We start from the raw sequence: 12,493 nt of genomic DNA on the forward strand, positions 1-12,493 counted from the left end.
GTTAGAATTAAGAAAATATTGATAGCGTTATGACAATGTTTTTAACCATAGCTGTGATCGTGCTGATTTTTGTTGTGATCTTCCAGATTGCCAAAGCCAGCGAATATGTAGCAGTATTGAAAGGTGCGGAAACCAGCCGCAAGCAGAACAACAAGATCAATGGCTTTCTCATGCTTGCCTTCCTGGTGCTGGGCCTCATAGGTGTGTGGTACTGCAACAAGGAATTGTATGGTAAAACCTTATTGCCGCATGGCTCTGCCAGCGTTGAAGGGGAGCGGGTAGACTCTATGTTATGGGTTACATTGGCTTTAACCGGATTGGTATTCATCCTTACCCAGGTATTACTTTTCTGGTTTGCGTATAAATACCAGGAAAAAGAAAACCGTAAAGCGCATTTCTTCCCGCATAGCAATACCCTGGAGTTGATCTGGACCATCATCCCGGCCGTAACACTGACCATATTGGTGGTGATTGGCTTGCGTAACTGGTTCTTATTCACCGGAGAACCTCCTAAAAATGCCATGGTAGTGGAAGTAACCGGCCGCCAGTTCAACTGGATGTACCGTTACCCAGGAAAAGACGGCACTTTTGGTAAAAAATATTTCAGGAACATCGATGATGCGAACAATAACCCCCTTGGGTTGTTATGGGATGATGCAATGGGTCACGACGATGTGGTTGCACAGACCATGTATCTCGTAAAAGGAAGACCGGTTAAATTGATCATAGGTTCAAGGGATGTAGTACACGATGTAGGTCTGCCCCAGTTCAGGATGAAAATGGATGCGGTACCCGGTACACCTACTACACTGTGGTTTACCCCCAAGTACACCACCAAAGAAATGCGTGAAATTACCGGCAACCCCAATTTCGTTTATGAGCTCAGTTGTGACCAGATGTGCGGTAATGGACATTACTCCATGAAAGGCTCCATAGAAGTGGTAGACCAGGAAGAGTTTGATGTATGGATGGCTAAACAAAAATCAGCTTACCTGACCGCTTTCCCTGACAAAGACCCGGCCAATGCCAAACCGGCCGCAGACAGCACCAAAACAGCTGCTGTAAAAACAGAGGCAACTGCTGTGAAGAGCACAGCAAAGATGTAAAAACAGAAGTTAGAACTTAAAGAATATTTGTATGAGTAACGAAGCAGTAGTGCATGCACATCCGGGACTGGCGCATGAGGTTCATGGCGATCATCACGAGCATCATCATCATGAGACTTTCATCACCAAATATGTGTTCAGCCAGGATCATAAAATGATCGCGAAGCAGTTCCTGATCACGGGTATGGTTTGGGCTGTACTGGGTGGTTTGATGAGTGTGTTGTTCCGTTTGCAACTGGGTTATCCCGATGCCACTTTCCCCTGGCTGGAAGATATCCTGGGTAAATGGGCCAAAGGCGGACGTATTTCTGACTCTGCATACTACGCACTGGTTACCACGCACGGTACCGTACTGGTGTTCTTTGTATTGACAGCAGGCTTGAGCGGAACCTTTGCCAACTTCCTCATTCCCCTGCAAGTAGGAGCTAGAGACATGGCTTCTCCTTTCATGAATATGCTGAGCTACTGGTTCTTCTTCATCGCCAGCGTGGTGATGTTGTCTTCCCTGTTTGTTGAAACAGGTCCTTTCAGCGGTGGCTGGACAGCTTATCCTCCGTTGAGCGCACTGGGGTCGGCTTCTCCCGGTTCTAAAACGGGTATGGATCTATGGCTGATTGCCATGGCCCTCTTCGTGGTATCGTCGCTGCTTGGTGGTTTGAACTATATCGCTACCATCCTGAACATGCGTACCAAAGGTATGAGCATGACCCGTTTGCCATTGACCATCTGGGCCCTGTTCTTCACTGCCGTACTGGGTGTGTTGTCATTCCCCGTATTGTTATCAGGCTTCATCCTGCTGATATTCGACCGTAACTTCGGAACAAGCTTCTATTTATCAGATATCTTCGTCAGTGGTGTGGGCGCATTGCCTAATGAAGGCGGTAGCGCCATCCTGTACCAGCACTTGTTCTGGTTCCTGGGACACCCCGAAGTATACATCATTCTCTTACCGGCCATGGGTATGGTATCGGAGATATTATCCATCAATTCACGCAAACCCATCTTCGGTTATATGGCCATGGTGGGATCGCTGTTCGCTATCGCTATCCTGGCCTTCCTGGTATGGGCGCACCACATGTTCGTAACGGGATTGAACCCCTTCCTCGGATCGGTATTCGTATTGCTTACCCTGTTGATCGCGGTTCCTTCGGCCATCAAAGTTTTCAACTGGCTCACCACATTGTGGCGCGGTAATATCCGCTTCACACCCGGTATGATGTTCGCTATCGGCTTTGTAAGCCTGTTCATCTCCGGTGGATTAACCGGTATCTGGCTGGGTAACTCAGCACTGGATATCCACCTGCACGATACGTATTTTGTGATCGCTCACTTCCATATTGTAATGGGTGTGGCTTCCATGTTCGGTATGTTTGCCGGTGTATACCACTGGTACCCCAAAATGTACGGACGTTACCTGAACAATACACTGGGTTATATCCATTTCTGGGTAACCATCGCCGGTGCTTACATGATTTTCTGGCCCATGCACTACCAGGGTCTGGCCGGTATGCCACGTCGTTACTACGACTACAGCAACTGGGAAAGCTTTAAACAATTCGTGGAACTGAACAGGTTCATCAGCACCGTGGCGATGATCGTATTCGCTGTGCAAATCCTGTTCCTGTTCAACTTCTTCTATTCTATTTTCAAAGGCAGGAAAGTGACTTCACAGAACCCATGGGGTGCTACCACACTCGAGTGGACAGCTCCTATCCGTCCTGGTCATGGTAACTGGACCGGCGAAATACCTGAAGTACACCGTTGGGCTTATGACTATGGTAAGGATGGAAAAGATTTCATTCCGCAAACCACCCCGGTAGGATCTGACGAAAGCGAACACCACTGATGATATGGTTGCAACAGACGCATCAACACCTGCTCCTTTCTCCCTGTCAGCCAGGTTGAAAGATTACATGCAGCTGACCAAGTTCACACTGAGCTTGACAGTAGTGTTCTCCTGTGTTGTTTGCTACCTGCTGGCACCCAAAGTGGTGGAATACAACTGGTGGATGATATTGCTGCTTTTCATAGCCGGCATGCTCATCACCGGCAGCGCCAATGCCATTAACCAGGCCGTTGAAAAAGATACCGATGCAGTGATGAAGAGAACTGCCAGGCGCCCTGTGGCCAGTGGCCGCATGTCGCAGCAGGAAGCCTATACTTTTGCACTCATCGCAGGAATATTGGGTGTGTTGATGATGTGGTATTTTTTCAACGGCTCTTCTGCCTTGTTATCTGCCTTCAGTTTATTCCTCTATGCCTATATCTATACGCCGCTGAAAAAGATCAACTCCATTGCCGTGCTGGTAGGAGCTTTTCCCGGCGCACTGCCCTGCCTGATTGGCTGGGTGGCGGGCAACGATGATTTCAGTGCAGGAGGATGGGCCTTGTTTGGCATACAGTTCCTCTGGCAATTCCCGCATTTTTGGGCCATTGCCTGGGTAGCGCATACCGATTACAGCAAGGCTGGATTCAAACTGCTGCCTTCCGATAAAGGTCCTACGAGGTTCACCGCCATGCAAACAGTGATGTATGCTGTGCTGATGATACCCGTAGGCATATTACCTTATTATTTTGGCATAGCAGGAAAGACCAGTATGTGGATTGTACTTGTATGTAACCTGTTCATGGTGGTACAATGCCTGCGACTGTATAAGGGAATGGACGTGAAATCTGCCAGGCGCGTGATGTTCAGCAGTTATATCTACCTGCCGGTGGTACTGCTGGCGCTGCTGGCAAATAAATTGTAAAGAGCGATAAAATAAATGTGATGATGATGACAGCGATACAACAACCCAATAGGCCGCAAAGGCTGCACCCGCACAAGTTTACCTTGTGGGTGGCCATTGGTAGTATTGTGATGATGTTTGCAGGGCTCACGAGTGCTTATATCGTGAAAAAGAACCAGAGCAACTGGCTTGAATTCCAGCTGCCAGTTATATTCCGGTATTCCACCGCGGTGATCCTGGTAAGCAGCCTCACCATGCACCTGGCGCTCAAAGCCTTCAAAGCAAGGGAAATGGGGCGTTACCGTATGCTCATCAGCACCACGGCCCTGCTGGGACTCCTGTTCATCACCTTGCAGTACCTGGGCTTCCGCAACCTGGAAGCACAGCATATTGCGCTGGTAGGGGAAAAAAGCAATTCATCTGCTTCTTTTCTCTTTGTGATCACCGGTCTGCACATGGTGCACGTACTGGGTGGAGTAATAGCCCTGCTGGTGATCTTTGCAAGGGCTTTCAGCACACGCATCAAGCAATACAACAGTATGCCGCTGGAAATAGCCGGCACTTACTGGCACTTTGTGGATGCGCTTTGGATATACTTGTTTGTTTTTTATAACTGGATCGGGTAGATCCCAAAAAAGTTGCGGTTTCTGCAGCTTTTTTAAACCGTACCCAATATTTTTGTAACGAAATTTTCAGTGTAATCATGTCAAGTACAACAACTGCAACAGCATCCAAAATGTGGGGTGGAGGGAAGAGTCCCTTCAACGTAGAGTATGGAAAATTGATGATGTGGTATTTCTTAATGAGCGATGCCTTCACATTTGGTGCATTCCTGATCTCTTACGGCACCATCCGTTTTTCTACCAACGGCTGGCCTGACCCCAATGAAGTGTTCAGAAGCTACCCCTTCGCTTCCGAAGGAGTGCATGCGCCGCTGGTGTTTGTGAGTATCATGACATTCATTTTGATCATCAGTTCGGTTACCATGGTACTGGCGGTGAAAGCCGGTCATGAAATGGATAAGAAAGGAGTGGTAAGAAACCTGATCCTGACCATCCTGGGCGGACTGGCCTTCCTGAGCTGCCAGGCATGGGAGTGGAACCACCTGTTTCATGAAGGCGCCTGGTGGGGACGCAATCCTTTCATCAACCATGATGGTACCGCTTCTTCTACCAACTTTACCAATTTCTTCTTTACCATTACCGGGTTCCACGGATTCCACGTGTTTTCAGGTGTGATCATCAACATTGTGATGCTGACCATGACCCTGATGGATAAATTTGAAAAGCGCGGACATTACCTGATGATTGAAAAAGCCGGGTTGTACTGGCACTTTGTAGACCTGGTATGGGTATTCGTATTCACTTGCTTTTACCTGATCTAACAACAAACAACTAAAAACATTCTTCACATCGATTAAGATATTATTATGGCACATTCAGAAGAACACAGCGGAGGAGGCACCAAAGAGATTTTAAGGGTAACGCTGATCCTTACGGTTTTAACCATCATAGAACTGGCCCTTGGTTTCTGGATGATGGGCATGCCGCTGGAAAGCACATCAAGGCTGGTTACCAAAATAACCATCATTGTGCTGATGCTGGCAAAAGCTTTTTATATCGTAGGTTATTTCATGCACCTGAAACACGAGATCAGGAACATGATCATGACCATTGTGGTGCCTTTGGCCCTGTTTATATGGTTCATCACCGCATTCCTTTACGACGGTAATTCATTCCGTCACCTGCGTAATACGTACGACCCCCATTTCAAAGAGCAGGCTACCATTAAAGTAGAGAAGAAGGAAGGAGAACATGCTGTGGAAGGCAAAGAGGCCAAGCCAGCCGAAGAGAAAGGCACTGCAGTGGAACAACCTAAACATTGATGGAAGCATCATCATACTGAATTGATAAGAACCACCGGCGCTATGGCGGTGGTTCTTTTGTAAATGAGCTGACATGAATAGAAAAGCGCTGTTGGGTTTATGTGTAGCGGTATTGTTGCCGGTGTTTTGTTACCTGGTATTGAAATATGCCAGCGAGCGGGCGGTTGACATGCCCCGCCGTTTTTTGCTGGATACCGTGATTACACGGGTAGAGAAAGGCAAAGAAGTGAACGACAGCATCTGGCACAGATCAAAAAACATCCGCCTGGTTAACCAGCTCGGTGATACGGTTAGTCTCTACGACAATCCCGGTAAGATCATCGTAGCCGATTTTTTCTTCACCAGTTGCAGAAGTATTTGTCCCATATTAACGCATAATATGGTCAGGTTGCAGCAGTCGTTCATCAAGGGCGGCGATGTGCGCAACAAGATCGATACTTCCATTGTTCAATTCCTTTCATTTACTGTTGATCCCGACCGCGATTCTGTTCCGGTGCTGAAAAACTATGCCGATCATTTTGGTGTGCAGCACGATAACTGGTGGATGCTCACGGGCAGCAGGGATTCGATCTATCGGTTTGCATTCGAGGAACTGAAAGTAGACAAGTTCAGCGAGGAGCCGGTATCGCCCGATTTTGTGCATACCAGTCGCTATGTGTTGCTCGATAAAGACCGTGTGGTTCGGGGATATTACAACGGACTCGATTCGGTATCGATAGGTAAGCTGGCGAGAGATATAGGATTGCTGATGCTGGAGAAAGATGCACGGCAACCCAGTACGGTATTCAGAGAGATCATTGACCTGGGTTGGTTGTGGTTGTTGGTGGCGTTGATGATCACTTTCTTTATCTTGTACCTTCGGAAGAAGAGAAAAGGGAACGACTAACTAAACTAATACATACTATGCTGGAACCTGTTATTGTCAAGAACGATAAAAAAGCCCGTTGGCTGATCGCCATTGTTTCTTTCGTTGTATTCAGCGCAGTCGTGATTATGGGGAGGGTAAAACTGAATGTACACCCTGATTTCGACGTACGCATCTTTGCTGTAATCAATGCAGTGCTCAACAGCGTTGTGGCATTGCTGCTGATAGCTGCGCTGATTGCAGTCAAACAGAAAAAGTACCTGCTGCACAAAAGAATAATGATGACGGCGCTGGTACTGTCTGTTATTTTCCTGCTTTCTTATATCGCCCATCACCTGTTGGCCGGGGAAGCCAGGTTCGGTGATATCAATCATGATGGCATCTTGAGTGATGAAGAGAAAGAAGCGGTGGGCATCAAATTACGTCTGGTGTATTACCTGATCCTTTCCACACATATTTTCCTGGCTGCTATCATACTACCCTTTATTTTATTTACTGCTTACAGGGGGTTAACAGCAGAGTTTTCACTCCACAAAGAGATTGCAAAGATTACCTGGCCTCTGTGGTTATACGTAGCTATAACAGGTCCTATTGTATATTGTATGATTAGTCCTTATTATCCCTAAAGATCAGAGCGCCAGTTCAACTGCGGGATCCCAGAATTTTTTTTCAAAGTCAAGGATGGTATCATCCTTGACTTTTATTTTTTCCTTAGCTAGTAGTTCTTCCATTAAAGTAGGTGTGGCGAATGCGGCTTTGCCGCTGAGCATGCCATTGCGGTTCACCACACGATGGGCCGGCACTTTTGGCTTAACAGCGCCTGCTCCGCTCATAGCCCATCCTACCATGCGTGCACTCATGCGGGTACCCAGGTAAGCGGCGATGGCGCCATAAGAAGTGACCCTGCCCCTGGGGATTTGCCTGACCACATCATATACCTGTTCAAAAAAAGAAATGTCTTCGCCGCCGCTGGGTAAAACGGTCTTTAATTTTTCGGATTTCTTTTTGTTGGGCATAAAGCAATTTAAGATTAATTGCGCACAGGCCATCATCCCGAGCGGAGCCGAGGGATCTGTTCAAGTATTCGGCAGATCCTTCGACTCGCTTCGCTCGCTCAGGATGACGGTCCGTCTCGGTTCAGGCACGGCTTCGTAGTTGAAAGGGCAGTGCCTGCAGCCATTGCCACAGCAATAGCCTTTCTCTAAATGGTATTTCTCGGTCAGTACCATATAGGGGCCTTCGTAGTAGAAGTCAATGCCTTCAATCAGTTGCTTGCTCACCGATGAGTTGTTTTAATGCTTCGTCTTTCTCAACCGGCAGTTCTTTGTTCAAGCGGAAACAGAGGTAGTGAATGCGGTTGCTTTCTGCGATATCCAATCCTTCGTAATGCGTTTTTATTTGCAGCTCTTGTTTAACGTTTGTGTTAGCATAAACATCGCCGGACTGGTCAATAACCTCGAGGCCAAATAAGTTAATCACTGTTAGGGTAAACTCATACAGGTCGGGACTATCGGTTTTGAGGTGAACCAGTCCGTTGGATTGCAGGAACCGTTGATAAAGACGCAGGAACCTGGGATGGGTAAGTCTTTTTTTGGCACGGGAAGCACGGAGTTGGGGGTCGGGGAAAGTGATCCATATTTCGGCCACTTCGCCGGGCTGGAAATAGTCGGCCACCTTATCGATCTGCGAACGCAGGAACGCCACATTATTCAACCCTTCCTCCAACGCCGTTTTGGCCCCCCGCCAGATGCGGTTGCCTTTGATATCAATACCAATAAAGTTGCGGCTGGGATAGAGACGGCCCAGTCCTACTGCGTATTCCCCCTTACCACAAGCCAGCTCAAGGGTAATAGGGTGTTCATTCTTAAAGAACTGTTTCCATTGACCAGGCATATCCTTTGGATATTCCAGCACATTGTCAAAATGCCTGATAGCTTCGAAACGGATCAACTTTTTTTGTCCCATGAGGCTGCAAAATTACTTAGTTTGGGCCTCTTATAGTTGAATTCTAAGCAAGAACAGGAAAAGGCTTGTTTTTTGATGTGAATTAAACATCAAGCTTTTTTATGAGTCTATCATTTAAACCCTACCTAAGCAATGAGCGTTTCAATCCTGTATATTGACCCGGGATCGGGCAGTTTACTATTTCAATTACTCGTATCCGGACTCCTTACCGTATTGGTATTTTTCAAAAAAGGTGTCCATTTTCTGAAAACGATTTTCTCTTTGAAAAAAGCGCGTCCTGCACTTAAAGAGGAAGAAGAGGGCGGGTAATGCAGCAGGCTATTTCATACCGTGATAAGCATGGTTTTGTAAGAATTGCAGACGATTGCACTGTGTTCCGCTTTGTAACGTATTCATACGCAAAGGAGTACGATCTACTGATGCAATCGGGTTTGTACAAAGAACTGGTAACCAGGGGGTGGATGATTGCCCACAAGGAATCTACTATGACCCCGGAGCAGATGCCGCACTATTACAAGATATTGGAACCGGAATGGATTCCTGTGATCAGCTATCCATCGGAATGGTCGGTAAGCCAATGGAAAGATGTGATAGCTCGTTTTTTATCCATCAACCTGCTTGCCATCAGGCATGGCATGATACTGAAGGACGCCACTCCCTACAATTTCACTTTCCACGATGGGAAATGCCTGCTTTTCGACACTACTTCTTTCGCGATATATGAAGATGGCCAGCCCTGGATGGCCTACCGCCAGTTTTGCGAGCTCATGTTGGGGCCTTTTGCACTGATGTGCTTCAGTGATAAGCACTGGGGCCGGTTGCTGAATGCTTTTATAGACGGCTGGGATTTGCCTTTTGTAAGCCGGAACCTTCCCGTCAAAACCTGGCTGAATCCTACTTTGCTCATACATATTCATTTGCATGCCAGGTATAAGAGGAAAGGAGTTGTACAAGCGGACACTACCAACGGTTTCAACAGGCAAAAGCTGGAACTATGGTGGCAAATGCTTCAACGGTCCATTCAGCGATGGCAGCCTCGTAAGCATCGCCGCCAACAATGGTTGCATTATTATGATGAGGGTATCTTATCAACGGACTATATCAACGATAAAACCAATAAGGTAACTGAATGGATCAGCGCGGGTTCTTCGAACTGTGTGATCGACGCAGGAGCCAACAACGGTTATTTTTCATTGATCGCCGCCCGGTATGCAAAAAAAGTGATGGCCATTGAAATGGATCATGACTGCGTTGATCAATTGTATGGGCAAATCAAAGAACAGCAAATCAACAACCTTACTGCCATCATTGCCGATCTTACCCAGCCTACACCGGGAACCGGTTGGAAGAACGAAGAGAAGATAGCGTTGATAAAAAGGGTGGAGCAAAAAGCAGATATGATACTGGGACTCGCACTGGTACATCATTTATGTATCTCAAAAAATATTCCCCTGGCTTTTGTGGCAAAACTTTTTGCAGACATTACCACCAAACATGCGATCGTGGAGTTTATTCCGAAAACAGATGAAAAAGTACAGGCCATGCTTCGCAACCGGGAAGATATTTTTGATGATTATACGGAGGCCAATTTCATTGCTGCTTTCAGCACTTATTTTACTATGCAGGAGCAGTATAGCTGTAAGGCTTCTCAAAGGAAATTGTTCTTATGGATCAGAAAATAAAGGACTTTTTCCGCAGGCAATGGTATCCGTATTTATACGGACTGGCATTTTTGCTGTTCAAAACGGTTCGTTACATGCCTTCTTTTGCATGGCCTGTTGCTTTCAACCTCTATGTGCTTTACATTGCCATTACCTGGCTTTTGCTGGAAGCGTTTAAAAAGGCGGCAACGGTTGCGTATGCAGGAATATTTGTGATTATGTGCTGGGCTTCTTTGCTGCATGTAATAGGAATAGCGCAGCTGCTTGGGTTTGAATATGCCTATATACCCGCGAATTTTTATTATGCTTTCTATGTGTTCGTGTTATGTAGTTTAATAGCAGCCCGCTACCTGCTCAGGAAATGTAAAAAAGACTATGCGCGTTACCTGAATTCACTACTGAATACTTTTTTGCTGATCATTTGCCTGGTGTTTGCAGTGAATGGCTCAGTAACAGTGGGGCAAGAGAAGAAAGATGTGGTCAAAACAGCGCCCTCAGCCATTGATCTTCCCGGCAGTGGAGTGAAAAGAGATATTGTATGGATATTGATGGATGAATACGGATCTTCTAAAGTATTACAAAAAGTGTTTGCATTCAGGAATCCCTTTGATACCATTTTACAGCATCATGGTTTTTGTTTGCTCCCCTCTATCCAAACAAGATTTCCCAATACCTTGCTTTCATTGAATGCGCTTTTCAATGAAGACGACAGCATACGGCCTGCAAACTTTTATGCAGGTATAGATGCGTTGAAAAAAGCAAGCTGGATACAACGGATCAAAAGAGATGGATACCGGTTCGTGAATCTCAGTTCGTTTGATATAGGCGGCGAAAATAAACTGGAAGACAGAAGCGGCTATCCTAGTACCTACCTGGATCAACTGATCTCGGGAACCTTCTTTGGTATGATGATCGAAAAAGCACGGTTTACCGCTGCCAGATGTAATGCATACAACCACCGGTTATATGAAAAACTAAAGACAACGCTTTCGGAGCAACCCCAATACCCGCGTTTTATTTGGGTGCATCTTGCCATTCCGCACGAACCATTCTCCAGAGACAGTGCAGGCGGCCCGGTGTCTTTACCAGCCTATACCGGCAAGGATAGTGTATTGATCAAAAAATGTTATACCGGTTACCTGGAATATGGCAATCACTTGCTGCAACAATTGCTGGATACGCTACAAACATGGAAGGATAAAATTGTGATCATTACGGGCGATCATGGCCCCCGCTATTCTTTTATTAAAGAGCCGGGAGCTTCCAGCCATCCCTATGCCGCCGTGTATATCCCGGAAAAATATGATACGGCTGCCCTGCAACAGCTCCGTTATATTTCAAATCTGCCTTCTTTTCTGAAGCAACACGGATTACCTTGAACCGCTGGCGACGATTACACATTGTTTGAAGTTGTATTTCAAATCAATGCAGTTATTCTATTTGCTATCTTGTTAAACTCTTTCAGAGATGTGGAGCTTGTTATCTTGTTCACTTTTATATTGAACACGTTTTTACCTTTCCTGACCATAATAAAATAAAAGTGTACCTTATCCGTGTGAAAATACGCCTCATCGCCTAGGTTGTTTATGTTTTCGATGCCATGAGGTTTGTTCGCCAGCATAATGTCTGCGTATTTCTTTTTAGCATCCGAAATTTGCCGGTATTGTTCAAACAAAAAATAGATCGCTCCTGTTTTCCCCGTAGGGGCATCTTTGTCATCCGTCAAGTAAGCACAAAGGTAGGAAGCTGAGAGTCCTTTAAATTTTGAAGAACTATCGGCTAAATGAGTGGATTGGCCCATTATTTTATCGGCCTCTGTTTTAGTAAATAATTTCGAGGGATTTATAATCGGCTGGTCATCTAAAAATTTGGTTTCTCTGGTAACTCTTTCGGCAATGGGTGAAGCGTGTTCACCGTATAAGTCCTGCTTACCTGTAGACCATACAGTTACAGCAAGTTCAATCACTGCCAGCATTTTAATGAATAGCATACTGCCCTACATTTTACCCTCTTCATAAAATTACGTCATCTTATACTTGCAGCGCATCACATATTAATGATACAATTATGTTCTTGCTTCAGTATATTGAAACCTGACTCAACTGATCAACGCAAGTTGCCCCAAAAGAAAAACCGCCTTGTAAGTGATTGATTTACAAGGCGGTTTTTCAAAGGTATGCTGTAGGGGGAGGGCTCGAACCTCCACGAGGCAGTTAGCAATAGCGCAAAGTTCAGTGGTCGACCCTGGTCGCCCGGATATTACTACCCGCGCGGCTCTACAC

The 12,493-nt window shown here is 46.1% G+C and carries 15 protein-coding genes; 11 read left to right on the forward strand and 4 right to left on the reverse strand.

Annotated features, from left to right (window positions below):
* The first annotated feature begins 29 nt into the window (after nt 1–29).
* The 8 genes from BLU98_RS07670 to BLU98_RS07705 all read left to right on the forward strand — a co-directional run bounded on the left by BLU98_RS07670 (nt 30) and on the right by BLU98_RS07705 (nt 7,211).
* Entirely contained in the window at nt 30–1,106 is a 1,077-nt protein-coding gene (locus BLU98_RS07670) for a cytochrome c oxidase subunit II (protein ID WP_092723446.1), read from the forward strand.
* Nucleotides 1,107–1,137: 31 nt separating this feature from the next.
* The gene (locus BLU98_RS07675) at nt 1,138–2,952 is read left to right on the forward strand and encodes a cytochrome c oxidase subunit I (RefSeq protein WP_092723447.1); all 1,815 of its coding nucleotides are present in this window, start codon (nt 1,138–1,140) and stop codon (nt 2,950–2,952) included.
* Between the two features lie 4 nt (nt 2,953–2,956).
* Nucleotides 2,957–3,856 (forward strand): heme o synthase, encoded by a 900-nt coding sequence (gene cyoE, locus BLU98_RS07680; RefSeq protein WP_092723448.1) that lies wholly within the window; start codon nt 2,957–2,959, stop codon nt 3,854–3,856.
* Nucleotides 3,857–3,876: 20 nt separating this feature from the next.
* A complete protein-coding gene (locus BLU98_RS07685) occupies nt 3,877–4,461 on the forward strand; it encodes a cytochrome c oxidase subunit 3 (protein WP_257574805.1) in 585 nt (194 codons plus the stop codon).
* A 77-nt stretch (nt 4,462–4,538) separates the two neighbouring features.
* Nucleotides 4,539–5,219, forward strand: a complete 681-nt coding sequence (locus BLU98_RS07690) for a cytochrome c oxidase subunit 3 (RefSeq protein WP_092723449.1) — start codon at nt 4,539–4,541, stop codon at nt 5,217–5,219.
* Between the two features lie 45 nt (nt 5,220–5,264).
* Nucleotides 5,265–5,720 carry a cytochrome C oxidase subunit IV family protein gene (locus BLU98_RS07695; protein WP_092723450.1) on the forward strand — a complete coding sequence of 152 codons (456 nt, stop codon included), beginning with the start codon at nt 5,265–5,267 and terminating at the stop codon, nt 5,718–5,720.
* Between the two features lie 73 nt (nt 5,721–5,793).
* Nucleotides 5,794–6,606 (forward strand): SCO family protein, encoded by an 813-nt coding sequence (locus tag BLU98_RS07700; protein WP_092723451.1) that lies wholly within the window; start codon nt 5,794–5,796, stop codon nt 6,604–6,606.
* 17 nt (nt 6,607–6,623) lie between these two features.
* The gene (locus tag BLU98_RS07705; protein WP_092723452.1) at nt 6,624–7,211 is read left to right on the forward strand and encodes a DUF420 domain-containing protein; all 588 of its coding nucleotides are present in this window, start codon (nt 6,624–6,626) and stop codon (nt 7,209–7,211) included.
* A gap of 3 nt (nt 7,212–7,214) precedes the next feature.
* Here the strand turns inward: BLU98_RS07705 and BLU98_RS07710 are convergent, their stop codons facing one another.
* Genes BLU98_RS07710 through trmB form a run of 3 tightly spaced genes read right to left on the reverse strand, consistent with a single transcriptional unit; the run spans nt 7,215 to nt 8,550 of the window.
* Entirely contained in the window at nt 7,215–7,601 is a 387-nt protein-coding gene (locus tag BLU98_RS07710; RefSeq protein ID WP_092723453.1) for an MGMT family protein, read from the reverse strand.
* A 60-nt stretch (nt 7,602–7,661) separates the two neighbouring features.
* Nucleotides 7,662–7,814, reverse strand: a complete 153-nt coding sequence (locus BLU98_RS07715) for a DUF5522 domain-containing protein (protein ID WP_257574810.1) — start codon at nt 7,812–7,814, stop codon at nt 7,662–7,664.
* 31 nt (nt 7,815–7,845) lie between these two features.
* Entirely contained in the window at nt 7,846–8,550 is a 705-nt protein-coding gene (gene trmB, locus BLU98_RS07720; protein WP_092723455.1) for a tRNA (guanosine(46)-N7)-methyltransferase TrmB, read from the reverse strand.
* Between the two features lie 132 nt (nt 8,551–8,682).
* Between trmB and BLU98_RS17755 the strand changes: the two genes are divergently transcribed.
* Genes BLU98_RS17755 through BLU98_RS07730 form a run of 3 tightly spaced genes read left to right on the forward strand, consistent with a single transcriptional unit; the run spans nt 8,683 to nt 11,590 of the window.
* Entirely contained in the window at nt 8,683–8,859 is a 177-nt protein-coding gene (locus tag BLU98_RS17755) for a hypothetical protein (RefSeq protein WP_257574806.1), read from the forward strand.
* A complete protein-coding gene (locus BLU98_RS07725) occupies nt 8,859–10,232 on the forward strand; it encodes a class I SAM-dependent methyltransferase (protein ID WP_092723456.1) in 1,374 nt (457 codons plus the stop codon). The genes BLU98_RS17755 and BLU98_RS07725 overlap by 1 nt, the downstream gene beginning before the upstream one ends.
* Nucleotides 10,217–11,590, forward strand: a complete 1,374-nt coding sequence (locus BLU98_RS07730; protein WP_092723457.1) for a sulfatase-like hydrolase/transferase — start codon at nt 10,217–10,219, stop codon at nt 11,588–11,590. The genes BLU98_RS07725 and BLU98_RS07730 overlap by 16 nt, the downstream gene beginning before the upstream one ends.
* Nucleotides 11,591–11,628: 38 nt before the next feature.
* On the opposite strand, the gene BLU98_RS07735 is transcribed toward BLU98_RS07730, so the two are convergent.
* A complete protein-coding gene (locus tag BLU98_RS07735) occupies nt 11,629–12,201 on the reverse strand; it encodes a hypothetical protein (RefSeq protein WP_092723458.1) in 573 nt (190 codons plus the stop codon).
* Between the last annotated feature and the right edge of the window lie 292 nt (nt 12,202–12,493).

The sequence above is a fragment of the Hydrobacter penzbergensis genome (assembly GCF_900106985.1).
Taxonomy (GTDB): domain Bacteria; phylum Bacteroidota; class Bacteroidia; order Chitinophagales; family Chitinophagaceae; genus Sediminibacterium; species Sediminibacterium magnilacihabitans.